The sequence below is a fragment of the Streptosporangium sp. NPDC000396 genome, assembly GCF_042898655.1.
GTDB lineage: Bacteria > Actinomycetota > Actinomycetes > Streptosporangiales > Streptosporangiaceae > Streptosporangium.
In genome coordinates, this window is the sequence record NZ_JBIAZA010000024.1 from 79,011 (window position 1) to 102,492 (window position 23,482).

At 69.6% G+C, this 23,482-nt stretch carries 26 protein-coding genes; 13 read left to right on the top strand and 13 right to left on the bottom strand.

The genetic code is table 11. The features are described 5' to 3' along the window. Positions 1-18: 18 nt before the first annotated feature. The 6 genes from tnpB to ACFY2X_RS32880 all read right to left on the bottom strand — a co-directional run bounded on the left by tnpB (position 19) and on the right by ACFY2X_RS32880 (position 6,293). Positions 19-1,401, bottom strand: coding sequence for an IS607 family element RNA-guided endonuclease TnpB (tnpB, locus tag ACFY2X_RS32855; protein WP_389946147.1), 1,383 nt, complete (start codon positions 1,399-1,401; stop codon positions 19-21). Between the two features lie 273 nt (positions 1,402-1,674). Beyond that, positions 1,675-1,941 (bottom strand): WhiB family transcriptional regulator, encoded by a 267-nt coding sequence (locus tag ACFY2X_RS32860; protein ID WP_389946151.1) that lies wholly within the window; start codon positions 1,939-1,941, stop codon positions 1,675-1,677. Positions 1,942-2,037: 96 nt separating this feature from the next. After that, positions 2,038-2,724 (bottom strand): neutral zinc metallopeptidase, encoded by a 687-nt coding sequence (locus tag ACFY2X_RS32865; protein WP_389946154.1) that lies wholly within the window; start codon positions 2,722-2,724, stop codon positions 2,038-2,040. 146 nt (positions 2,725-2,870) lie between these two features. Then, complete coding sequence (locus tag ACFY2X_RS32870; protein ID WP_389946157.1) at positions 2,871-4,346, bottom strand: glutamate--cysteine ligase; 1,476 nt, start codon at positions 4,344-4,346, stop codon at positions 2,871-2,873. 38 nt (positions 4,347-4,384) lie between these two features. Continuing rightward, the gene (locus tag ACFY2X_RS32875; protein ID WP_389946160.1) at positions 4,385-5,023 is read right to left on the bottom strand and encodes a response regulator; all 639 of its coding nucleotides are present in this window, start codon (positions 5,021-5,023) and stop codon (positions 4,385-4,387) included. Positions 5,024-5,078: 55 nt separating this feature from the next. After that, a complete protein-coding gene (locus tag ACFY2X_RS32880) occupies positions 5,079-6,293 on the bottom strand; it encodes a PspC domain-containing protein (RefSeq protein WP_389946162.1) in 1,215 nt (404 codons plus the stop codon). 141 nt (positions 6,294-6,434) lie between these two features. On the opposite strand from ACFY2X_RS32880, the gene ACFY2X_RS32885 reads away from it, so the two are divergent. The 3 genes from ACFY2X_RS32885 (at position 6,435) to ACFY2X_RS32895 (ending at position 8,633) form a co-directional block, all read left to right on the top strand. Beyond that, complete coding sequence (locus tag ACFY2X_RS32885) at positions 6,435-8,054, top strand: PspC domain-containing protein (RefSeq protein ID WP_389946165.1); 1,620 nt, start codon at positions 6,435-6,437, stop codon at positions 8,052-8,054. Continuing rightward, positions 8,044-8,250 carry a hypothetical protein gene (locus ACFY2X_RS32890; RefSeq protein WP_389946167.1) on the top strand — a complete coding sequence of 69 codons (207 nt, stop codon included), beginning with the start codon at positions 8,044-8,046 and terminating at the stop codon, positions 8,248-8,250. Before ACFY2X_RS32885 ends, ACFY2X_RS32890 begins: the two co-directional genes overlap by 11 nt. 176 nt (positions 8,251-8,426) lie before the next feature. Beyond that, positions 8,427-8,633 carry a hypothetical protein gene (locus tag ACFY2X_RS32895; RefSeq protein WP_389946170.1) on the top strand — a complete coding sequence of 69 codons (207 nt, stop codon included), beginning with the start codon at positions 8,427-8,429 and terminating at the stop codon, positions 8,631-8,633. Positions 8,634-8,697: 64 nt separating this feature from the next. On the opposite strand, the gene ACFY2X_RS32900 is transcribed toward ACFY2X_RS32895, so the two are convergent. The 5 genes from ACFY2X_RS32900 to ACFY2X_RS32920 form a co-directional block, all read right to left on the bottom strand. Continuing rightward, complete coding sequence (locus tag ACFY2X_RS32900; protein WP_389946173.1) at positions 8,698-9,303, bottom strand: DUF998 domain-containing protein; 606 nt, start codon at positions 9,301-9,303, stop codon at positions 8,698-8,700. Beyond that, positions 9,300-9,839, bottom strand: a complete 540-nt coding sequence (locus ACFY2X_RS32905) for a dihydrofolate reductase family protein (protein ID WP_389946176.1) — start codon at positions 9,837-9,839, stop codon at positions 9,300-9,302. The genes ACFY2X_RS32900 and ACFY2X_RS32905 overlap by 4 nt, the downstream gene beginning before the upstream one ends. Before the next feature lie 427 nt (positions 9,840-10,266). Then, positions 10,267-10,509, bottom strand: coding sequence for a hypothetical protein (locus tag ACFY2X_RS32910; protein ID WP_389946179.1), 243 nt, complete (start codon positions 10,507-10,509; stop codon positions 10,267-10,269). A gap of 300 nt (positions 10,510-10,809) precedes the next feature. Further along, the gene (locus tag ACFY2X_RS32915; protein WP_389946182.1) at positions 10,810-11,217 is read right to left on the bottom strand and encodes a hypothetical protein; all 408 of its coding nucleotides are present in this window, start codon (positions 11,215-11,217) and stop codon (positions 10,810-10,812) included. A 281-nt stretch (positions 11,218-11,498) separates the two neighbouring features. Next, positions 11,499-12,815: a serine hydrolase domain-containing protein gene (locus ACFY2X_RS32920; protein ID WP_389946185.1), complete on the bottom strand. Its 1,317-nt coding sequence runs from the start codon at positions 12,813-12,815 to the stop codon at positions 11,499-11,501. 277 nt (positions 12,816-13,092) lie between these two features. Between ACFY2X_RS32920 and ACFY2X_RS32925 the strand changes: the two genes are divergently transcribed. After that, on the top strand, positions 13,093-13,818 hold the full coding sequence (locus ACFY2X_RS32925; RefSeq protein WP_389946188.1) for a helix-turn-helix domain-containing protein: 726 nt from the start codon (positions 13,093-13,095) through the stop codon (positions 13,816-13,818). 34 nt (positions 13,819-13,852) lie between these two features. Here ACFY2X_RS32925 and ACFY2X_RS32930 read toward each other — a convergent pair whose 3' ends face one another. Further along, positions 13,853-15,160 carry a carotenoid oxygenase family protein gene (locus ACFY2X_RS32930; RefSeq protein WP_389946190.1) on the bottom strand — a complete coding sequence of 436 codons (1,308 nt, stop codon included), beginning with the start codon at positions 15,158-15,160 and terminating at the stop codon, positions 13,853-13,855. 32 nt (positions 15,161-15,192) lie between these two features. Next, entirely contained in the window at positions 15,193-15,750 is a 558-nt protein-coding gene (locus ACFY2X_RS32935) for a hypothetical protein (protein ID WP_389946193.1), read from the bottom strand. A gap of 88 nt (positions 15,751-15,838) precedes the next feature. Between ACFY2X_RS32935 and ACFY2X_RS32940 the strand changes: the two genes are divergently transcribed. The 9 genes from ACFY2X_RS32940 (at position 15,839) to ACFY2X_RS32980 (ending at position 23,378) form a co-directional block, all read left to right on the top strand. After that, positions 15,839-16,387: a PadR family transcriptional regulator gene (locus ACFY2X_RS32940; RefSeq protein ID WP_389946195.1), complete on the top strand. Its 549-nt coding sequence runs from the start codon at positions 15,839-15,841 to the stop codon at positions 16,385-16,387. A gap of 115 nt (positions 16,388-16,502) precedes the next feature. Beyond that, the gene (locus ACFY2X_RS32945; protein WP_389946198.1) at positions 16,503-17,078 is read left to right on the top strand and encodes a CGNR zinc finger domain-containing protein; all 576 of its coding nucleotides are present in this window, start codon (positions 16,503-16,505) and stop codon (positions 17,076-17,078) included. Between the two features lie 288 nt (positions 17,079-17,366). Further along, the gene (locus tag ACFY2X_RS32950; protein ID WP_389946200.1) at positions 17,367-17,810 is read left to right on the top strand and encodes a VOC family protein; all 444 of its coding nucleotides are present in this window, start codon (positions 17,367-17,369) and stop codon (positions 17,808-17,810) included. A 5-nt stretch (positions 17,811-17,815) separates the two neighbouring features. Then, positions 17,816-18,724: a pyridoxamine 5'-phosphate oxidase family protein gene (locus tag ACFY2X_RS32955; protein WP_389946203.1), complete on the top strand. Its 909-nt coding sequence runs from the start codon at positions 17,816-17,818 to the stop codon at positions 18,722-18,724. Between the two features lie 39 nt (positions 18,725-18,763). Continuing rightward, entirely contained in the window at positions 18,764-18,955 is a 192-nt protein-coding gene (locus tag ACFY2X_RS32960) for a ferredoxin (RefSeq protein ID WP_389946206.1), read from the top strand. Then, positions 18,952-19,377, top strand: a complete 426-nt coding sequence (locus tag ACFY2X_RS32965) for a nuclear transport factor 2 family protein (protein WP_389946209.1) — start codon at positions 18,952-18,954, stop codon at positions 19,375-19,377. The genes ACFY2X_RS32960 and ACFY2X_RS32965 overlap by 4 nt, the downstream gene beginning before the upstream one ends. Positions 19,378-19,492: 115 nt before the next feature. After that, on the top strand, positions 19,493-19,978 hold the full coding sequence (locus tag ACFY2X_RS32970; RefSeq protein ID WP_389946212.1) for a (2Fe-2S)-binding protein: 486 nt from the start codon (positions 19,493-19,495) through the stop codon (positions 19,976-19,978). Then, positions 19,975-22,497, top strand: a complete 2,523-nt coding sequence (locus ACFY2X_RS32975; RefSeq protein WP_389946215.1) for a molybdopterin cofactor-binding domain-containing protein — start codon at positions 19,975-19,977, stop codon at positions 22,495-22,497. The genes ACFY2X_RS32970 and ACFY2X_RS32975 overlap by 4 nt, the downstream gene beginning before the upstream one ends. After that, a complete protein-coding gene (locus ACFY2X_RS32980) occupies positions 22,494-23,378 on the top strand; it encodes an FAD binding domain-containing protein (RefSeq protein ID WP_389946218.1) in 885 nt (294 codons plus the stop codon). Before ACFY2X_RS32975 ends, ACFY2X_RS32980 begins: the two co-directional genes overlap by 4 nt. Positions 23,379-23,482: the final 104 nt, after the last annotated feature.

The window sequence follows — 23,482 nt, forward strand, 5'->3', positions numbered from 1 at the left end:
TTCACCGTTCACCAATTCTCAGTGTTTGTCTGTGAGGCTCGGTGAGCCGCCGCGTTGCCGGGGCAGCGTTCCCCTGATGAGGGGTTCCCGTTTCGCCGGTGCGTGCCCGGCACGGATACCGGGGCCTACCGCTCCTCCACGGGCGTTTACCGTCTCCCCGCAACTCTGGGCGACGTCGTGCTCATACCGGGCCGCCAGCGCGGCCAGGTTACGTGCGGCGTTGGCATCCCGGTCCAGGGCCAGGCCGCAGGCCGCACAGGAGTAGGTGCGCTCCGACAGGGCGAGCTTGGCTTTCACCGCGCCACAGCCGGAACACGTCTTGGAGGAGGGGTACCAGCGGTCGGCCACAACAAGCCTGCCGCCGCGCCAGGCGGTCTTGTAGGTGAGCTGCCTGCGGGTCTCGGCCATGCCGACATCGGCGATCGCGCGGGCGAGCTTCCGGTTGGCGAGCATCCCGGCCACGTGGAGGTCTTCGACCACGATCGTGCCATAGGTCGCCGCCAGCCGGGTGGTGAGCTGGTGCAGCCCGTCGCGCCGCTGGGCGGCCACCCGGGCGTGAACCCGGGCCAGGTGAATCTTGGTTTTGTGCCAGCGCTTGGAGGCCTGGCGTCTGCTCCCGTCCGGGGTGCGCGGCCCGGCGCGGCGGGCGAGCCGCTTGTTCAACCGGCGGAGTGTGCGCAGCGCCGCGCGGTGGTGTTTGGGGTTGTCGACCGTCTCGCCGGTGGACAGCACCGCCAGCGCCCTCACCCCGAGATCCACCCCCACCACCGCGTCCGGGCGGGCCGGGGCGCGGTCGGGACGGTCAACCTCGCAGGTGAACGACACCAACCAGCGCCCGCCCGCAAACCGGATGGTGGCCGACAGGATCCGGCCGGTGCCGCGCTCCAGGTGACGGGCCAGCTTGCGGGTGGACTCGGCGGTGCGGATCGTGCCCAGCCGGGGCAGCGTGACGTGACGCCGGTCGACCTCCAGGCGGATGACACCGGTGGTGAACCGGCACGACAGCATGGTGCGGTGCTTGGCCCTGAACCGGGGAAAGCCGACCGGCCTACCGGCCCGGGTGCCCGTGCGGGAGGCCGACCAGTTCGTCAACGCCCGCGCCAGGCCGTCCAGGCCCGTGTTGTAGGCCTCCTTGGAGTTGTCCGCCCACCACGGCGCGACCGTGTCTTTGGCGGTGTTCCATGCCCGGCGCAGGCCGTACAGCGACCAGGGCACCTCGGTCAGCAGTTCGGCGGGCACCTGGTAGGTCTTTTCCGCTTCCCGCTGGGACAGGGCGGCCTTGACCCGGGCCAGGCCCCAGTTGAACGCGAACCGCGCCGCGCCGCAGTGCGAGGCCAGCGCGGCGGCCTGCTCGGGGGTGGGGTCGAGGGCGTAGCGGTAGGCCTGATGGATCCGCCCCACCCTCCACCCCTTTACTTACAGTTGTTATTCAATCACTGTGAGTTTAACTCGGTTGGGGGGCGGCGGCTACCCGACCCGGGGAAAGACTCACGCCCGGCGTACCCGCGACACCCGCACCCCACGCTCCGGCGCTTCCCGCGACCGGTAACAGCCGGCCGGACGCTTCCGTGGTGCGCCGACACTGGGTGTCTGGCGGGCCACCCACCTCTCCAGGCGGAAGAAACCAGAGAAGACCAGAGAAGAACTGATAAACGCCGATAAACAATCAACAGTTCACACCCCCGCGGCGGGCCGCCGCCATCCGGGCGGGAACCGCAGACCGCGCCGCTCCTGCACGGTCAGCCCGCCCCAGATGCCCTCGGGCTCCCCCGCCCGTACGGCATAGGCCCGGCAGTCGGTCAGGACCGGGCATCCCGCGCAAACGGCCTTGGCCCGTCTCTCCTGCTCGACCGACTGCGCGGGCGGGAAGAACAGTTCGGGGTCGCTCGCCCGGCAGGCACCCCGTACGGCCCAGCCGATCTCGCGAACCATCCTCCGCATGACACCACCCCCTGGTCACCGGCCCTCAGACTAGGCGGATCGCGGCGGCGGGACATCAACCTCATGGGGGATTTCCGGTGACCTCGGCGATGTATTTCAGCAGGCCGCGGTGCCTCCGTTGTACCCCTTGACAAAGACCTCCTGGCGCTGCGCCGCCGTACCGTGGGCGTCGGGGCGCAGCCAGTCGTCGGTGGGGTCTCCCGCCGCGGCCAGGTTGATCAGCAGCTCGTCCTCGTCACCCGGCTCCGCCTGGAGCGTTCCGCCCTTGACGAGCGCGCCCAGAGTGCCTCCCGCGTAGCAGTCCGCCTGGAGCTCCCGCTCCACGTTGAGATTGAAGCCGCTGTTCAGCTGTGCCTGTACGGCATGCCCGAACTCGTGCGGGATGATCACGTAGACCGAGCCGTCGCCCATCTGGTCGTAGAGGCCGCGCATCCAGCTCTCGTCATAGGCGATGAAGTGCCCGGCCGGGCAGTAGAAGGCGTTGTTGGGCACCGACGGCTGGCCACCGCAGTCGGGGCCGTTCTGCCCCTGGTAGGGGACGAAGTCCGTGATCGGGCGGTAGGTCAGCCCGCTGGCGGAGAAGGTCTGCGTCCAGTAGTCCTCGGTGAGCTTCTTGGCCAGTTGGATGTCCGACTCGAACGTCTGCCCCAGCGAAGTGGGGGTGGCCGGCGAAACGGGCGTGTCCGGTGAAGCGGGGCCGGCGACGCGGTCGCCCGTCCGGTCACCCCCGCATGCCACGACCGTGACCATCAGAAACGCGAGGATGTAGCGGAAGGCTCTCATGTCCTTCATCGTTGCCTATCCCGGGGCCTCACGACGAGAGTCACTCACGGCTTGCCCGCCCCCGGGTGGCTGCTCCCCACGGCCCGGCGCCGCCGTCTCCGGCCGGTCGTGCCCCGAGGAACCCCGAAGTGAGTCCCCTGAAGCGATCAAGGTGACGGCCAGGTGTGGACGGGCTGGTTGGTGTGCATGTGCTCGATGTAGCGCAGGGTCATCCGGCGCAGCACCTCGTGCCGGTCGAGGCCGTTCTGCCCGTTCACGGCGTCGATCTGCCAGCTCGCTCCGGTCCTTCCGGTCACGCACCGCCGTTCGATGATCTCCAGCATCCGGTCCCTGGGCCCGGGGTTCACCCCCCACAGGTCGAGGCCTTCGCAGGCGAGCGGCAGCAGCTTGCGCAGGATCAGCTCGGCGGCGTTCACCTCACCGAGTCCCGGCCAGTAGAGCCGGGCGTCCAGCCCGTGCCGGGCGGCGGCGTGCAGGTTGTCCTCGGCGGCGGCGAAGGACATGCGCGTCCACACCGGGCGTTCGGCGTAGGGAAGCACGCGCATGAGGCCGTAGTAGAACCCGGCGTTTGCGGCGATGTCCGCGACCGACGGGCCCGCCGGGAGCACCCGGTTCTCCACCCGCAGGTGCGGGACTCCGTCGACGACGGCGTAGACCGGCCGGTTCCACCGGTAGACGGTGCCGTTGTGCAGGGTCAGCTCACCGAGCTCGGGCACCACCCCGCGGGCCAGTTCTTCGTGGGGGTCGGCATCCTCGCACATGGGCAGGAGCGCGGGGAAGTAGCGGGCGTTCTCCTCGAACAGGTCGAAGACCGAGGTGATCCACCGCTCGCCGAACCACACCCTCGGCCGCACGCCCTGGGTCTTCAGCTCCACCGGGCGTGTGTCGGTCGCCTGCTCGAACAGCGGGATTCTGGTCTCCTGCCAGAGCTTCCGGCCGAACAGGAACGGCGAATTGGCCGCCACCGCCACCTGGGGGCCCGCGACGGCCTGGGCGGCGTTCCAGTGGGCGGCGAACGTGTCGGGGCTGACCTGGAGATGGAGCTGGGTGCTCGTGCAGGCCGCCTCGGGGGTGATGCTGTCGGCATAGGTGTCGAGGGCCTCGTCACCCATGATGGAAAGGTGCAGGTCCTCGCCCCTGGCGTCGAAGATCTGCTCGTTGAGCAGTTTGTAGCGCGGGTTGGCCGACAGCGTGCCCTCGTGCACGTCGCTCTCCCGCAACGTGGGCAGGATGCCGATCATCACCATGTGCCCGCCGACCGTCCGGGCTCGCTCCTCCGCGTGGTTGAGCCGGTTCCGCAGCGCCCTCTCCAGCCGCGCGGGACCGTCCCTCTTGAGGGACTCGGGCATGACGTTGATCTCCACGTTGAACTGGCCGAGCTCGGTGGCCCAGTCCGGTTCGGCGATCGCCGCCAGCACCTCGGCGTTCTTCATCGCGGGCTCGCCGCGCTCGTCCACGAGGTTGAGCTCGATCTCCAGCCCGGCCTTGGGCCGGCCGAACTCGAACTCGAACCTGGACTCACGCAGCATCTGCGCGAAGACGTCGAGACACTGGCGGACCTTGTCCCGGTATCGCCGCCGGTCATCCCGGCTGAACACCATGGCAGGTACATCACGACCCATACTTCGCAGAGTCGCACATAAGTTACAGGTAGTACAGATCAGACCAAACGTCGCGCGGCGGCCCAGCGGGAGAGCTCGTGGCGGTTGGAGAGCTGGAGCTTGCGCAGAACGGACGAGACATGGGTCTCCACGGTCTTGACCGAGATGAACAGCTCCTTCGCGATCTCCTTGTAGGCGTAGCCGCGGGCGATCAGGCGCAGGACCTCACGCTCGCGCTGGGTCAGGGAGTCGAGCTCGGGGTCGATCGGCGGGGCCTCACTGGAGGCGAAGGCGTCCAGCACGAAGCCGGCCAGCCTCGGTGAGAAGACCGCGTCGCCCTCGGCCACCCGGCGGATCGCGTCGGTGAGCTCGCGACCGCTGATGGTCTTGGTGACGTAGCCTCGGGCCCCGCCGCGGATCACACCGATGACGTCCTCGGCGGCGTCGGAGACCGACAGGGCGAGGAACCGGACCGGGGAACCCGAACCCAGAACGCGGCGAAGCACCTCCTGGCCACCGCCACCGGGCATGTGCACATCGAGCAGGACCACATCCGGCTGGAGCTCGGCGATCGTCCTGACCGCCGACTCCACGTCCTCGGCCTCGCCGACCACCTCGATGGAGTCGCCCAGCTCGGCGCGGACGCCGGAGCGGAACAACCGGTGGTCATCGACGATCAGAACCCTGACGGCGCTCATGAGTCCTCCCTCGTCGACCGCGTTCGCGGATTGTCGTGCTTCCTGGCTCGCTCGCTCACGCCTTCTCCAGCTTCATGGTCAACATCACTTCCGTTCCCTCGCCGGGCTCGGTCCGCACACGGGCGCTGCCGCCGTGTCGCTCCATCCTGCCGATGATCGACTGACGGATGCCCATCCGATCCTCGGGCACCCCGTCCATGTCGAACCCGACGCCACGGTCCCGGATGAAGATGACGACCTCGTCCGGCTCCGCCTCGGCATAGACCGAGATCACCGACGATCCAGAGTATTTCGCGGCGTTGACCATAGCCTGCCGAGCGGCCTGCATCATCGCGGACAATTCCGGAGTCAGCGGGCAGTCACCCACGCAGACGACCTCGATCGGTACTCCGTGCGCGTCCTCCTCCTCGGCGGCGACCCGGCGCACCGCCGCGGCCACCGACGCGTCGGCGTCCTGTTTCGGCTGGTAGAGCCAGTTACGCAGCTCGCGTTCCTGGGAGCGGGCCAGCCGCATCACCTCGCGCGCGTCATGGGCGTTGCGCTGGATCAGCGTCAGCGTGTGCAGCACGGAGTCGTGCACGTGCGCGGCCATCTCGGCACGCTCCTCCTGCCTGATGCGCTCACGGCGCTCCCGTTGCAGTTCCTTCCACAGACCGGTCAGCCAGGGGGCCGCGATGAGCGCGACACCGCCCACGACCACCAGCGTGAACACGATGCCGGGACGGGCATGGCGCAGCTCGTCGTTCGCCGCCAGGAAGCCGATCGCGCCGACGACGACGAGCCCCAGGCCGACGAACGTGCGAACCCGGTTCTGGCGCACCTGGCCGACCGTCGTGCTCATCCAGCGCTGCCGCCGGTCCGGGTCGGCCTGCTGCCACAGGATCAGCGAGCCGATCCCGCCGACCGCGATCGGCCAGGCGCCGATCCCGCCCGTCGAGGCACCGGTGAGCCAGCCAAGAGCCGTAAGCGCCAGCCCGATCGCGCCGTAGGCGGCGAGCTGGCTCCAGTCACGGGAGGGCTCCCTGCCCTCGTACGGCTCGCGCGGCGTGAACATCCACAGCGCCGCATAGGCCACGGCGCCGATTCCGTCCAGGACGGTGAGCAGCACGAAGGCCAGCCGCAACGCGACCGGATCGAGCCGGAGCTGGGCCGCGGCGCCCTCGGCCACCCCGGCCACCAAGCGGCCTTCCACGGGCCTCATCAGCCGGGGGAAGGCGGGTTCCTCAGATGTCACGGGCGCCGTGTCGCGCGTCGTCTCTCGGTCAGCCATATCGTTAGCATCGTCACATGTCGGGAGCAGTCCGCGCATCAGGCGTTCCCCTGACACGACCCTGAGAGAGACCCGTCCCCTCCGGGACGACTCAGGGGTCTCCCGGATGCGATCACGATCCGGGAAAGCCACGATGAGAACATGACCGACACCGGGAACGCAGAGAGCCCGGCGAGCCCCCTGTCCGACTCGCCGCACACCTCCATCATCGGTGAGCGACGACCGCTCCAGCGCAGCGACGAGGGCCGCATGCTCACCGGCGTCTGCGCTGGCCTGGGCCGCCGCGCGGGAATCGATCCGGTGCTGTTCCGCGTCGGTTTCGCGATGCTGGTCCTCGGCTCCGGCATCGGCATCCTGCTCTACATCGCGGCCTTCCTGCTCATGCGGGAGACGGACGGCGGCCCGGGACACGTGGAGCAGTGGACCCGGCGCGACTTCGACGCCGAGACCGTGCTGGCCCTCCTGAGCGGCGTGTTCGCCCTCGGACTGATCATCAACGTGTCCTCGGGCGGCATCGACACCGGCACCGTGGTGGTCGGCACACTGTTCGCCATCACCCTGCTCACCGCTCACGCACATGGCGTCGACCTGCTGGCCGTGATCCGTTCCCTGCCCGATCGGCTGCGCGGCCACGGCGTTCGCCACCCGGCGGACCAGCCGCCCGCCGCGTTCGCCCCCTTCGCCCCCGGCCACCCGGCCGCGGAACCCCGCCCGGCCGCGGAACCCCGCCCGGCCGCCGCGGAGCCCCATCCGACCGTTGCGGAGTCCCGCTCGGCCGCCGCGGAATCCCATCCGGCCGCGGAACCCGGCCTGATCGCGGAACCCGGCCTGACCACAGAGTCCCGCCCGGCCACGGAACCCCATCCGGCCGCGCGGTGGACCGAGACGTTCGCCGCCCACGCGGCACCGCCCCCGGCTCCTCCGGCTCCCCCGGTTCCCCCGGCCGAGGAGGTACGGCCGGCGCCCCGCTCCCCGATCAGGCCGTCGTACGACTCCTCCGGCGAACCGTTCTCGCCCTACGGGCCCTACCAGCCCCTGGACCCCCGCAGGCGGCAGCAGCCGTACCCCCTCTATGACCTTTCCAGCTATGGGGGGCCCTATGACCTGTCCGGACACGGCGGGCATGTCGAAACGGCGCCCCGGCCGAAGCGGCCCAGGTCGTTCGTCGGGGGCGCCACCGTATGCCTGGCCATGCTCGTTGGAGGGATCATCATGGCGATCCAGTCCACCTCGGGATCGATCAACATGACGATCGTCGGCGGTGCGGTACTCGCCACCATCGGTGCCGGCCTCCTGGTCGCCACCTGGTTCGGCCGGGGCGCGGGCCTGGTCGCGCTGGGAACCATCGTCGCGATCGCCCTGCTCGCGGGGTCCACGCTGACCAACATGCCGAAGAAGTTCGGCGACTACACCTGGGAGCCGGCCAAGCTGTCGGAGGTCGCCAAGAACTACGCGGTGGGCATCGGCGAGGGCACGCTGGACCTGAGCGAGCTGGCGCTTCCGCCCGGCTCACGAACGGTCTTCGAGGCATCCGTCTCGGTCGGGGAGATCTCGGTGATCGTGCCTCCGACGGCCCGGGTCGAGGTCACTGGATACACCAAGTTCGGCGACGTCACGATCGACCACTCGGTGGAAGGCGGGGCCGACGTCCGGCACAACAAGATCCTGGAGCCCGAGGTGCCCCCGAAGGGCGACGTGGCGACCATCGTCCTGAACGTCAAGGCGGGTCTCGGAGACGTGGAGGTGCGCCGTGCGGCCTGAGACCGGCCGGATCGACCGCAACGGACGCCACCGGACTGACTGGATGGCCCTGCTCAGCGGCCTGCTGTTCGTCGCCGCGGGGATCGTCTTCATCAGCCGGCCCGGCATCGAGCCGCTGATCATGCTCCCCCTCATCCTGGGCGGCCTGGGGCTCGCGGGCCTGGTCTCCATCCTCGCCCGCGCGTTCCGGCGTTAGGGCCCACCGCTGGGGTCGGTGCCACCGGAGGAAAAGTAACCGAGAGTTGCATCTCAAATCCAATACGCAGTGGCCACGACTCGCGAGTACCATTCGGTAGCCGTATGACTACGAATCATCGTTCTTTTGACCTTCGGGGCACATCTGAAGAAGGGTGCCGAAATGCGGCGCGAGTCGTGGCCGCCACCGGAGTCCTGCGTGGACGCCAACAGCGGGCACTGGATTCCCCTGCACGTGAGCCGCTACTGGAACCGCCCGACATCGCCTGGCTACCCATCCACGACATGACCGCGCTGGACTACGGCCTCACCTGGCGCGGCGAGGCGGAAAACGACATGATCCGCGCCTTCGCCCAGGTCGTCCGCGACCTCGACACCCTCTGACAAGCAAAGACGGCCAGGCCCCTGAGGGAACCCGGCCGTCTTTCTTTCAGGGGTACGGCACCGCCTACACGTTGACCGAGGCGCGCACCCGGGCCGACACCACGGCCAGCCACACCAGCCCGAGCCCCGCTCCGGCGGTGAACGCCATCACGGTGGCCGAGGAGCCGGCGAACCCGGCCAACACGCCGACCGGCACGAGCCGGCAGGCGATCGCCCATCCGCGCTCGCCCTGGGCGGCAAAGTGCCGGCCCGTCACCACGAACGCCGCGCACAGCGAGAGGAAGCCCACCATGGCACCGGCCATGTGGATGCCTCCGGTGGTGCTGAGCACGGCCGCCTGATGGGCGGCGTCGGGGAACCCGGCCCCGGGGTCGGCGCTGAACACCGCGCTGACCAGGAACGACGCCCCGAACACAGCGACCAGCCACGGCGCCCACGTGCCGCCAGGACCGCCTTTCAGCGCCTGGCGCAGGCCGGCTGCTCCGGCGATGGCCAGGCAGGCGGTGATGACGAAGTTGCTCACCTGGATCCAGCCCAGCTCGCCGAGGCTGAGCTGGCTGAGGGCGTTGCGGGTGAAGTCGAAGGGCTCGCGGGTGAGCCCCTGGACCAGCGCGACGCCCAGGAACCACGGGCCCGCGGCGATACCGCAGGCCAGCAGGATCCGCGTCATGCCGGCTGGTAGGTCAGGTCGAGCACGCCGGTGCCGAAGGTGACCGATCGGGTGAGCTTGAGCGGGATCTGGCGGGGGCCGCCTGGGAAGAGCTTGCGGCCGCCGCCGACCACGATCGGGTGCACCAGCAGCCGCAGCTCGTCGATGAGCCCGGCCACCAGCAGCGTCTGGGTCAGGGTGATGCTGCCGGTGATGTTGATGTTCTCGCCGGGCTGCTGCTTGAGCTCCTTGACGGCGGCGACGACGTCGCCCTCGATCACGCTCGCGTTCTGCCAGCCGGCCTCCTTGAGGGTGGTGGAGGCGACCAGCTTGCGGATGCCGTTGATCGCATCGGCCATCTCGCCGCTCTGGTGCGGCCAGACAGCGGCGAAGGACTCATACGTCACCCGGCCCAGCAGCAGGGTGTCGGCCGCGGCCGTCATCTCGCCGACCGCGGCGTCCATCTCGTCGTTGAAGTAGGGGAAGTGCCACTCCTCGGGCGCCTCCACGACGCCGTCGAGCGAGATGAACTGCGCGGCCACAATCTTGCGGCTCATGTGTTTCTCCTTAGGGGTTCTTCTGGCGACGCCGCGCCGGCCCGGGGGCTGCGCGGCGTCCTGGTGTCACCGAAGCCCGCCTCGCGCGCGGCGACTTCAGTGGTGGTGCCCCTGTCACAGGAGGTGCTTGGCACGCTCCAAGCGCAGGGCAGTCTGAGAGGCCAAGGGCCGGGACTATCGGAGTGCGTGAGCGTCCGCTCAGGCCGCGATCGCCTCGGCGATCAGTCCGGGGTGGTCTTCGGGGGTGTGGTGTCCCGCGATCCGGTCGTAGTGTCGGATTTCGAGGCTCGCCATGGTGGCGGCGCACCAGTCGATCATGTCCTGATGCATCATCGTGCCGGGGCCCGCGGCGAAGGCCAGGAGCAGCTTGGGGACCTCTGCGCTGGTGGCCAGCCACGTGTCGTAGGCCTCGATGCGGGCGACGACATCAGCGGGTTGGCCGTCCAGGGGTCGAGCGCGCCCACTGAAGCAGAGGCAGGCGGCTTTCCGGCGTCGGGTACGGCCTGCGGTAGACCTCCAGGTCGGCCTGTTCGATCGGGGTGGCGACGGTGCCGGGGAGCGCCTGCTCCAGGAAGGCGTTGTCGTGCAGGATCATCTGCTCGCCGATTCCCGCGGTTTTGATCGCCAAAAACAGCTCGCGCCCGCCGTCGGGGAACTCCGCCGAGGCCATCGGCTTGACGATGGTCTCGGTGAAGGCGAGGCCACGGACCCTGCCGGGGTGGCGGGCGGCCCAGTCGAATGCCAGGGCGCCGCCCCAGTCTTAGTGCCCAGATCCCAAGCCCCTCGCAGCCCGCCGCGATCCGCTCGATTTACTCGGCCTGCCCGGCCCGGCCAGCACGGCTCGTCGACTGAGCCGACTTGGCCGCCCCGGCGGGGCTCGGCCCCTGCCTGACCTGTCGCACCGCCGTGTCACGGGGTCCGGAGTGGACCCCGGGACAAGCAAGCTGTGGCTGCGGGGGTCGGCATGCCATCAAGCGGCGTCGAGGGCTTCGGTGATCTTGCGGGCCATGTCGGCCAGGGTGGGGCTGGGCTCACCCTGGTGGGTGCGGGCGGCTGCCTCGATGGCGACGATGACGGTGCTGCGGAAGTTGTCGGCTTCGGCCGGCTCCTGCTGCTTGAGCAGGCTCATGGCCGCCGTCAGGGCCGGGAGCACGTGGTCGGCGAGTTCGGCGACCGACTTGCCGTCCAGCTTGATGTCCTTGGTCTTTGCGGCGAGGACGTGGCCGATCAGGCCGGTGGCGGAGGCCAGGGCGATGGAGCCGGCGGTGGCGGCCTTGTGGGGCGAGCCGGCCGCATCGGCGGCGGCCAGCAGCGAGACGGCGCCGTATGCGGCGGTGCGCAGGGTGAGCTTGTCCTGGTCGGTAAGGGTGACGGACACGGTGGTGTGCTCCTTCGAAACTGTTAGGAAATTCGATGGGACGGACGGCTGGTGAAATGCGGTCCTGTTGGTGCCCGGGGTATCTGGATTGCCGAGGTCGGGTCGCCCGAGGGGATCGCACCCTCGGATGGCCCGGCCTTAGGCAGACAGGGCCACGACCGAACCTCACGGAAGTGTCGACGGTTCGGCCGCCAGGGCTGCCCGTTGGGGGCCGTGGGTTGCGGGCGGGCCTACCAGGCGCGGGCGTACCGGGCGCGGGCGTACCGGGCGCGGGCTCGGTGTCAGGCGTCGATCGCCTGGTAGGCCGTGGTCCAGAAGTCGTGGATCAGCCGCGCCGGATCCGGAATGGACAGCCCGACCTGGGTGAGCAGGATGCCGGTGAGCCGGTTGGCCGGGTCGGCGTAGGCCGTGGTGCCGGTTCCGCCGTCCCAGCCGAACTGGCCGATGGGCGCGTAGTCGCCGCGGTAGGTGCGCACCGCCATCCCGAAGCCCCAGCCGCCCTGTTGCCCCTGGCCGAAGGAGATGTGGACGTTGTTGGTGGCCAGGGCGTTGCGGGCGGCGTTCTGCTCGGGCGTCAGGCGGTTGGTGGTCATCAGCTGCACGGCGGGCCGCGACAGGATCCGCTCGCTGCCGTGCATCCCGCCATTGAGCAGCATCCGGAAGTAGGCGTGGTAGTCGTCGACGGTGGAGACCAGCCCGCCGCCGCCATGCTGGAAGGCCGGAGGCTGACTGTAGCGTCCGCTCGCGGCCTCGTCCCACACGTGGAATTCTCCGGTCTGCGGGTCGGGGGCGTAGCTGGGCGGCAGCCGGTCGATCTTGTCTGCGGGCACGTGGAAGGCGGTGTCCGTCATCCCCAGCGGATCGAAGACGCGATCGCGCAGAAACTTCTCAAACGACTGGCCGGTGACCCGGGCGACCAGTACGGCGAGGACATCGTGGCTGAGCTCGTACTGCCAGCGCTCTCCGGGCTGGTAGGACAGCGGCAGCTCGCCCAGGCGGCGCATCCACTCATCCGGCTCGGGCGCCGGCCCGGTTCCCCCGCTGTAGTTGGCCCGCTCCAGAACTGCGGCCATGATCGGGGAGCCCATCAACGTCAGGTCCACCCCGAGCCCGAACGTGGAGGTCAGCAGGTCCCGCACGGTGATCGGCCGCCGCGCCGGCACGGTGTCGTCCAGCGGGCCGTCGACCCGCTTCAGCACCTGCCGGTCGGCCAGCTCCGGCAGCCACTCATCGACCGGGTCATCCAGCCGCAGCCGGCACTCATCGAGCAATACCATCGCCGCCGCCATCGTGACCGGCTTGGACGTGGAGGCCATCCGAAAGATGGTGTCCCGGCGCATCGGCGCGCCACCGTCATGGCGCAGCGTCCCGATCGCCTCGACATGCGTCTCACCGCCCCGGCCGACCAGCGCGACGAGTCCGGGAATCTTCCCGGAATCGACATGCCGTGCCAGCACCTCGCGCAGTCTGCGCATCCCTGCTTCGGAGAAGCCGCTGTTGCCGGTTTCCATCATGAATCTCCTTGCACACAGTGTTCGATCTTGCGAGACCCGTCCCGGCGTGACGCCCATGGCCTCGGCGAGCTGGAGCTCGGTCATGGGGACTCCCTCTGCGGCGCCACCGGCACCGCAAATGTTCGGGAATCTTTGAACATCTGCGACCGTACATTGCATTCACTAATCAGTCAACAATAAAAGAGAGCCCATTTCGCCTGCTCTCTCCGGCAAACTAGCAAGCATTGCAATGATTGTGATGCTGAATGCAATGGGTGATCAGAATGAGAATTGCAATGGGCTACGTGTGAATGCATACTGTGCAGCGGGGGTGCGCGGGCGCCGAGCTCCGCGCATGTCGAGCGATAGGAGCCAAGCACCGATGCCCGGAGGCAGACTGACCAGCCAGGACCGGCAGCACATCGCCGCCGGACTGGCCGAGGGACTCGGATACACCGAGATCGGCAAGCGCCTGGGGCGGCCCGCCTCGACCATCATGCGCGAGGTCACCCGCAACGGCGGCCCCGACGACTACGGGGCGGACCGGGCGCAGGAGGCCACACGGCATCGTGCGCGTCGGCGCAAGCAGAAACAGCCTCCCGCGCCGCCGGCCCCCGACAGCGGCCACGGGCGTGACCCCCAAGCGGTCCAGGACTTCACCGAGTCGTATACCGCTCTCCTCGAACAGCAGGGAATGCCCCGGATGATGGCCAGGGTGCTGGCCTGCCTGTACGTCACCGACTCCGGCACCCTCACCGCCGCCGACCTGGTCCAGCGGCTTCGCGTCAGCCCGGCGTCAGTCTCGTACGCCGTCGCCTTCCTCGAACAGCAGGGAATGCTCCGGCGGGAGCGGCTTTCCGGCGGGCGCCGCGAACGCTATGTCATCGACGACGAGATCTGGCTCCGGTCCCTCCTTGCAGCTGCGCAGACGAACGACGCCCTGGTGGCCATATCGCAGCGCGGAGCCGAGATTCTCGGGGCCGCGACCCCAGCGGGCGCCCGCTTCGAGTCCTCCGCCGAACTCCTTCTCCTCATAAACGAGTCCTTCCGGCAGGTCATGGAGCAGTGGCGGCAGAGCCTGGCCGCCCGGAACGCCGGGCGACAGTAATGATCTCTCGCTGCTTTGCCGACCCGGCCGCGGTTCAGCGGTCGGCGAGCCAGGAGCCGTGGAACCCGGCCGGGACGCGGCGCGGGAGCCGTACGGACGCGACGAAGTCCAGGCCGGCGGCGTCGAGCACGAGCAGCTCCGAACCGTTCCCCGCGTTGTCGGTGACGATCGACAGCAGCCAGCCCTCGTCCTCGGAGCGGGCGCCGGAGGCGGGCACGAAGATCGCCTCACCCGGGCGCGCGCCGAGGTTCCTGGCCTGGCCGGTCCCGGCCGTGGTGTCGTACTTCACCACCTCGCCGGAGGACACCGCGTAGAGGAACCGGCTGGTCCGGCCGAGCCGGTCCTCGTTGAAGGTGGGGAACTCGACGTTGCGGTCGTCGAGCTGCTCCTCCTTGACGGTGCCGCTCACCGGGTCGAGCACCCACCGGTGCAGCACCGCGCCGCCCGTCTCGGCGGCGGGGTTGGAGGTGCCGCCGATGTGGCGCCAGATCGCCGTGAAGGCGTCCGGGGAGTAACGGATCGCGTCGAGCACCACCCTGCCGGAGGCGTCCTCGTGAGCGTTTCCGACGTGGAAGACGTAGCAGGGGTCGACGTCGAACCAGGTCACCCGGCCGTCGCGGTCCATCACGCCGAGCCGGGCGCCGTAGGAGTCGTCCCACCGGTACGGCATGCCGCGCCCGACCAGGTCCATGTCGAAGACGACGGGCAGGTCCAGCCACACGATGTGGTTGTCCGTGATCGCGAAGTCGTGGATCATCGTCGGCCCGGGGACGTCCACGACCCGGCTCTCCACCAGCTCCCCCGCGGCCGACAGCCGGTGATAGGTCAGGTACGGCGGGGCGAAGCCGTACCCGAACAGGTGCAGCTCCCCGGTGACCGGGTCCTCCTTGGGATGGGCGGTCATGGCGGTGGTCAGCCGCCCGCCGAAGTCGCACGGCCCGATCGTGTCGAGTTCGGGGGTCATCTCGTACGGCAGGCCGTTCTCGACGAGCGCGAGGATCCGGTCGGCATGGCGGACGATGTGGGTGTTGGCGGGCACGGCGGTCAGGTCGACGCCCCTGTCACTGACGTAGGAGGCGCCCTCGGTGAACCTGCGGGTGCGCACCCACCGGTTGCGATACCACTCGGCGCGGCCATCGCGCAGCCGTACACCGTGGATCATCCCGTTGCCGGTGAACCAGTGGCCCGGGTCCTGGCCGGGCAGCGGGTTGGGCCCGTTACGGAAGTAACGTCCGGTGAGCTCGGCCGGGAGAGTGCCGGTGACTTCCAGGTCGACGGCGTCGATCTCGTCGGTGACAGGGGCGAGACTGCCGGTGAGATACGCGGGTGCGGGAGTGGTCATGATGCGCTCCAGGTGGACCGGTCGGATGCGAGTCAGCTGGCGTGGCGGGCGGCGACGGCCTTGGGATAGCGGGCGGTGAAGACCCCGGGTATCACGAAGCTGGCGACCTTGATGGTGACGACGGCGACGGTCGCGTGCGGAGAGCCGTGGAGAAGGATCGCCAGCGTGACGGCGGCGATGGTGAAGGCGGCGCCCCACACCGTGCTGATGACGGCGTTGACGCGGTAGAACAGCGGCGTGTCCCACACCTCCGGCGGCGCCATGCCTCGGGCGATTCCCAAGGTGAAGGGCTTGCGGACGGCCAGCGATCCCCAGGTGGTGAGCGCGAGCCAGGCGTTGACGAGGGCCGGGCCGTACCGCACGAGGGGGGAGTCCGGGTCGACGAAGGAGATCAGCGTGATGACGGCGAAGAACCCGACCGCGCTGGACTCGATCACCATCTCGTCCCACTTCTTGCCCGCCCTGCGGTCGGCGAGGGTCACCGCGACGGCGATCGCGAGTCCGGCGATCGCGCCATAGCGCCAGTTGTCGCTTGTGGCGATGACGGCATAGGCGATCCACGGGAGGAAGCCGAGGAGACTGCGGATCATGGGAACTCTTTCCAACATTCCTACTTAGACATGTCGAAATTAGAACTTCCACTAGCGACATGTCAACAGAGGAAAGTAGGATCCCGTCATGAGCCTTCGACACGCGCTGCTGGGCCTGCTCGCCCAAGGACCGGCCAGCGGCTACGACCTGCTCAAGATCTTCGAGATCTCCCTGGCCAACGTGTGGCCCGCCACCCAGAGCCAGGTCTACGCGGAGCTGACCCGTCTCGCGGACGCCGGGCTGGTGACGGTCGCCTCGGAAGGACCACGGGGCCGCAAGGAATACGCCGTCTCCGACGCGGGGCTCGCCGAGCTCCGCCACTGGGTGACGGAGGTGCCACCGACCCGCGTGAGCCGCAGCGACATGCTTCTGCGCGTCTTCTTTCTCGGCCAGCTCGACACCGATCAGGCTCGCGGCTATCTGCGGCACCTGGCCGAGGGAGCGGCGGAGCGGCACGAGCAGCTGAAACAGCTGATCAAGGTCGTGACCGAGGGCGATGACGACCTGTCGGTCCACGGGCGCCTTGTTCTGGAATGGGGCCTTCGCCTCAGCACCGCGCAACGCGAATGGGCCGAATGGGCCGAGCGCGAGATCCAGCGAGACTTCGACAGGAATACGCCTCCGGCAGCACAGTGAAGGCCGTGGCGGCGGAGCGGCGACGCGGGCGACTCCCCGCGACGGCCGCCAAAGCGTGATCACCAGGTCGGGCAATCTAACGGCTCAAGGTCATATCGAGCATTAGACTCGAAGGATGCTGGCCCTGGAGTTCGTCAGTACCATCCTCGCGACCCGAGCAGGACTGACAGACACGCTCTCGGACGTCGAGGGCATGACCGCGTGGGGCCGGGCCCACGGCGCGGAGCTGGGGCTCCCCCCGGACTTCACCGCTTCGGAGAAGCTGCGGAGCGAGGTGGTCGAGCTACGGCAGGCCGTGCGGGCCCTGTTCGCCAGGGCCGTCACACCGGGTCCGGTGAGCAGCGCGGACGCGGACCGGCTGCCGGGGTTCGCCGAGTCACTCGACCTGGTCAACGCCACGGCGCTCGCCGTCCCGATGGCCCCGCGACTGGAATGGCCGGCCGAGGGCGCACCGCGTTCCAGGAGCGTCCCGGCGGGCGAGCCGGGAGAGTCCCCGCGCATCCGCGCCACCCTCGCGGCGTCGGCGGTCGAGCTGCTGGCCGGGCCGCACCGGGAGCACCTGCGCGCCTGCCCGGCCCCGCGCTGCGTGCTCTATTTCGTCAAGGAGCACTCCCGTCAGGAATGGTGCTCGGTCGCGTGCGGCAACCGGGCCCGTGCCGCCCGCCACTACCGCCAGCACAAGGGTCAGTGACCCGCTAAAACGACCCTCTAAAGCGACGCTCCAAAGCGCGTCCCGCGACCCCGATCGCATCCGGGGTCCCCACGCTCCCGGCCCCGGGCTTCTCACCACTCCCGGCCACCCCGGGCAAGCCGTCACCTGGGGTCTCTTCGCCGTGCGCGGCATGATCCAGGCGAACCGTCACGACAGGAAAGTGACGCATATCACAAAATTCTAACGTTAAAACAGCAGAACCTCCGTTAGATTGACTTCAAGCATCTAACGGAGTGAACCGTTAGAAGGCGTGAGGGAGAAAACGCGATGACCTTCCAGACCGACCACATCGGCCTCAACGTCTCCGACCTCGACAGGTCCAAGGACTTCTACCTGAAGGTCTTCGGCTTCGAGGTCTTCGGCGAGTCGGACCAGACGGATCGCCGCTACGCCTTTCTCGGCCTCGACGGCAAGCTCGTGCTGACCCTCTGGCAGCAGAGCGAGGGCCGCTTCGCCGCCGGGCTGCCCGGACTGCACCACCTGTCCTTCCAGGTGCCGGACATCGAGGCGGTTCACCGGGCCGAGGCCGTGATCCGGGAGATCGGCGCCACGCTCCACCACAACGGCGTGGTCCCGCACCGCGAGGGGGCGGCCTCGGGCGGCGTGTTCTTCGAGGATCCGGACGGGATCCGGCTGGAGATCTTCGCGCCCAGTGGTGCCGACGAGCGTCCGGCACCCACCAGCGGCGCCCCCACCTGCGGATTCTTCTAAGAGTCATGGAGCACGCGGGAGAGCTTGCGGTCCAGCGACGTGCCGGGGTGCGCGCCGGTGCGTGGGGCTCGGCCTCGGCGGCACCGGAGATTCCCCCGGTCGCCGCCCAGTTCCTGAGGCGGCAGCGCATGCTGCTGATCGGGGCGGCGGGGCGCGACGGGCGGTTGTGGGCGAGCGCGCTGACGGGGGCGGCGGGGTTCGCCGAGGCCGTCGACGAGCGGACGATCACTGTCGAGGCGGTGCCCGGCGAGCACGACCCGCTGGCGGAACTGCCCGACGGCGAGATCGGGATGCTCGCCATCGAGCCACAGAGCAGACGCCGGATGCGGGTCAACGGCGTCGTCCACCGGGACGGCGGGCGGTTGATCGTCCACACCGAACAGACATACGCGAACTGCCCCAAATACATCCAGACCCGGGACATCTCCGGGGAGTCCGCCAGGGCTTCGACAGGTGCCTCGACGACGAGGACACTCACCGCCGGGCACCGGGCGTGGATCGAGGGCGCCGACACGTTCTTCGTCGCCACCCGGGCACCGGGTCTCGGCGCCGACCTGTCCCACCGAGGGGGCAACCCGGGGTTCGTCCGGACGACCGGCGAACGGCGGCTGGTCTGGCCGGACTACGTGGGCAACTCGATGTACATGACGCTCGGGAACCTGGAACTCGACGACAGCTGCGGTCTGCTCTTCCTCGACTGGGAGAACGGCGACGCGCTGCACCTGACCGGGCGGGCACGCGTCGAGTGGGATCCGGGTGACGTTCCGGGGGCACAGCGGCTGGTCGAGTTCGAGGTGGACGAGGCCGTCCACGTCCGCGGGGCGAGCCCGCTCCACTGGACGTTCGAGAAGTACTCCCGCTTCAACCCGCCGGTGCGCGGCGTGCCGGCGCCGCCCGCGACCGGACCGGCCTGACGGAGCGGGCGACGTGATCCGGCGGGGAAGGAGTTCACGATGAGGGTCGTCGTGGATCGGAAGTCGTGCCAGGTGCACGCGCAGTGCGTGTTCGCCGCACCCGAGGTGTTCGAGCTGGACGACGACGACCAGCTGGTCTACGTCGCCGAGCCGGACGACGCGCTGATCGGCGCTGTGGAGGATGCCGCGCGGGTCTGCCCCGTGCAAGCGATATTTCTGGAGGAATCATGAATTTCACCGAAGAGACGGCCAGGGCCAAGGTGCAGGCCGCCGAGGACGCGTGGAACACCCGCGACCCTGAACGGGTCTCGCTCGCGTACACGCCCGACTCGGTCTGGCGCAACCGGGACGAGTTCGTCACCGGACGCGAGGAGATCAAGGAGTTCCTGACCCGCAAGTGGGCCAGGGAGCAGAACTACGCGCTCCGCAAGGACCTGTGGACGTTCGGCGGCAACCGCATCGCCGTACGGTTCCAGTACGAGTGGCACGACGCGGACGGCCAGTGGTGGCGCAGCTACGGCAACGAGCTGTGGGAGTTCGCCGACGACGGGCTGATGCGGCGCCGCGAGGCGAGCATCAACGACGTCCGGATCGACGAGTCCGACCGTCGCATCCTCGGCGGCGGCACCCCGCGGGAGCTTCCACCGGCCTGAGCGCCAGCCGCGCGACACAGCTTGAATAGGGTCTTGACCGGGCAAGACAGGGGCGTACGTTCACTTCTGTCGGCTCTTACTTCTCCCACCCCCAGCGGGTGCATCTGGAGGACGCATGCCCCGGGTCACCGTCAACGTCGACGGAGTCACATACGAGGAGGAGGTCGAGCCGCGTCTCCTCCTCGTCCACCTGCTGAGAGACCGTCTCGGCAAGACCGGGACACCCATCGGCTGCGACACCGGCAACTGCGGCGCCTGCACCGTCATGCTCGACGGCAGGAGCGCGAAGAGCTGCTCCGTGCTCGCCGTACAGGCCGACGGGAGCGACGTCGTCACGATCGAGGGTCTCGCCCAGGGGGGCGAGTGGCACCCCATGCAGGAGGCCTTCCACACCGAGCACGCCCTCCAGTGCGGATACTGCACCCCGGGCATGATCATGGCTGCGATCGACCTGCTCAGGGACGACCCCGATCCGTCTGAGGAGGCCATCCGCAAGGGGCTCGAAGGCAACCTGTGCCGGTGCACCGGTTACTGCAACATCGTCCGGGCGGTACGGCGCGGCGCCACGGAGATGTCGCGGCGGGAAGTGCGGACGCCATGAGCGAGGAATCCGGCACCGGCCCGGCCACCGGACAGGTCACCGGGAGCGACCGGCCCGGCCGGTCCTCCGCCTCGCGGGAGATCGGCAGGGCACGCACGCGCAAGGAAGACTCCCGGCTGGTCACCGGCCGGAGCGCGTGGACCGACAACCTCCAGCTTCCCGGCATGCTGCACGTGGCGTTCCTGCGCAGCCCGATGGCCCATGCCCGGATCACCCGGGTCGACACCTCGGCCGCGCGCACCCGGCCCGGTGTGGTCGCCGCCTACAGCGGCCAGGACTTCGCCGCCGAGCAGGGCAGCCTGCCCTGCGCCTGGCCGGTCACCGAGGACATCGTCATCCCCGACCACCCGCCCATGGCGGTGAACGAGGTCCGCTACGTCGGCGAGGCGGTGGCCTGCGTGGTCGCCACCGACCGATACAAGGCCGCCGACGCGCTTGAGGCGATCGAGGTGGACTACGAGCCGCTGGAAGCGGTGCTCGACATGACCGAAGCCCTCATCGAAAGCAGCCCCAAGGTTCACGAGGCGGGCAATCGGGCCTTCATCTGGAAGTTCGCCGGAGGCGACATCGACGCGGCGTTCCGCGACGCCCCCGTGGTGATCGACCGCACCTACGTCCAGCAGCGCCTCATCCCGACCGCGATGGAGCCCCGCGCGGTGGTGGCCACCACCGACGGAAACGGCTTCACCCTCTACTCCGCGACCCAGATCCCGCACGTGCTGCGCGTCATGCTCGCGCTGACGACCGGCATCCCCGAGCACAGGCTGCGTGTCATCGCCCCCGACGTGGGCGGCGCGTTCGGCTCCAAACTCCAGGTCACCGCCGAGGAGGTGCTCAGCCTGCTCATCACCAGAAGGCTGGGCAGGCCGGTGAAGTGGACCGAGTCCCGTTCCGAGGGCAACCTCACCGTGCACCACGGCCGCGACCAGCTCCAGCGGATCTCCCTGGCGGCCGACCGGGACGGGCACGTCAGGGGCCTCCGGGTGGACCTGCTCGCCGACATGGGCGCCTACCTGATGCTGGTCACACCGGGCATACCGCTGCTCGGCGCGTTCATGTACAACGGCATCTACAAAATGGACGCCTACGACTTCACCTGCACCGGCGTCTTCACCACCAAGATGCCGACCGACGCCTACCGGGGCGCGGGGCGCCCCGAGGCCACGTTCGCCATCGAGCGGATGATGGACGAGCTCGCGCACGAGCTGGGTCTCGACCCCGTCGAGGTACGGCGCCGCAACTGGATCACCCACCGTGAGTTCCCGTACACCACGATCGCCGGGCTGACCTACGACTCCGGCAACTACGAGGCCGCGACGGAGAAGGCGTTGTCGCTGCTCGGCTACGACAAGCTCAGGGCCGAGCAGGCCGACCGGCGCGAACGGCGGGATCCGGTGCAGCTCGGCATCGGCGTCTCGACATACACCGAGATGTGCGGGCTGGCGCCGTCGCGCGTGCTGGGCTCGCTCAGCTACGGCGCGGGCGGCTGGGAGCACGCCGCGGTCCGGGTGCTCCCCACCGGGAAGGTCGAGGTGGTCACCGGGACGAGCCCGCACGGCCAGGGGCACGAGACGGCGTGGAGCCAGATCGTGTCCGACGCGCTGGGCGTGCCGTTCGACGACGTCTCGGTGCTGCACGGTGACACGGCCATCGCCCCCAAGGGCATGGACACCTACGGATCCCGCTCGCTGACCGTGGGCGGCGTCGCCGTCCTGGCGGCCTGCGAGAAGGTGAAGGACAAGGCGCGGGAGCTCGCCGCTCACATGCTTGAGGCCTCGGCCGACGACATCGAGTTCTCCGACGGCTCGTTCAAGGTGCGGGGCACGACCCAGGGGAAGACCATCCAGGAGCTGGCACTGGCCGCCTTCGCCGCGCACGACCTGCCGGACGGCGCCGAGCCCGGGCTGGACGCCGACGCGACCTTCGACCCGGACAACTTCTCCTTCCCGCACGGCACCCACCTGTGCGCGGTCGAGGTGGACACCGAGACCGGCGCGTCCACGATCCGGTCATACGTGGCCGTGGACGACGTGGGCGTCGTGGTCAACCCGCTGATCGTCGACGGTCAGGTGCACGGCGGCATCGCGCAGGGCATCGGCCAGGCGCTGTTCGAGGAGGCGGTCCACGACTCCGAGGGCAACCTGCTCACCACGACGATGGCCGACTACCTGATCCCGTCGGCGGCGGACCTGCCCGAATTCACCATCGACCGGACCGAGACCCGGGCGACCAGCAACCCGCTGGGGGTCAAGGGCGTCGGCGAGGCCGGCGCGATCGCCTCGACCCCGGCCGTCGTCAACGCGATCGTGGACGCGCTGCGTCCGTACGGCGTGCGCGACGTCCGGATGCCGTGCACGCCGGAGCGGATCTGGCGCGCGGTCGCCGAGGCGGCACCGGGCACGCCCGTCTCCGGACAGGTGCCCGCGCAGGCCCCGGCCCCCGACCCCGTACCGGCGCGGCCCCCGGCCCCCGACCCCGTACCCGAGCGGGCATCCGTGCCCGAGGGAGGCACCCGATGATCCCCGCGGCGTTCGACTACATCCGGCCGACGTCCCTGGACGAGGCCTGCCGCGTGCTCGGTGACGCCGAGTCGTCCGGCGAGGACGTCAAGGTGCTGGCCGGAGGCCAGTCCCTGCTGCCGCTGCTGCGCCTGCGGCTCGCCTACCCCACGGCACTGGTGGACCTCGGGCGGCTGCCCGAGCTGCGCGGCGTGGAAGACCGGGGCGACCACGTGTTCATCGGCGCGCTCACCACACACGACGAGGTGCTGCGCTCCAGCGTGGTCAGGGAGCACATCCCGCTGCTCGCACTGGCCACCGCGACGGTCGCCGACCGCGCCGTACGGCACCGCGGCACGTTCGGCGGCTCCCTGGCCCACGCCGACCCCGCCGGGGACCTGCCCGCCGTCGCCCTGGCACTGGACTGCGTGTTCGTCGTCAGGTCGAGCGACGGGGAGCGGGAGATCCCGGCGGCCGAGTTCTTCGTCGACTACCTGGAGCCGGCGCTCGAACCCGGCGACGTGCTGGTCGGCGTCCGGGTGCCCAAGCTCGGCCCCGGCTGGGGCTTCCACTACGAGAAGTTCCACCGGACCGCGCAGGCCTGGGCGATCGTCGGCGTGGCGGCGGCCGTACGGCACAGCGGCGGGACCATCGAGGAGGCGCGGATCGCGCTGACCAACATGGGCTCGACACCGGTGCGGGCGAAGAGGGTGGAGGCCGCGCTGTGCGGCCTGAGTGCGGCGCCTGCCGGTGACGACGGGGCGCGAGACCCGGTCAGGGATGCCTGCGGTCAGGCGGACTCCGGCACCTCTCCCCCGGCTGACCTGCACGCCAGGCCCGACTACCGCCGTCATCTCGCCCGCGTGCTGACCTATCGGGCGGTCAGGGCCGCGAGCGGCTGAGTCGCGTTCCGCCCGGCCGGAAGCCCGCCCGCCCCGGCCGGTGAACCGTGTTCCCGCTGGTCAGGGATTCGTCCCTGGACCGCTGGGGCAGGCAGACAGGTAGT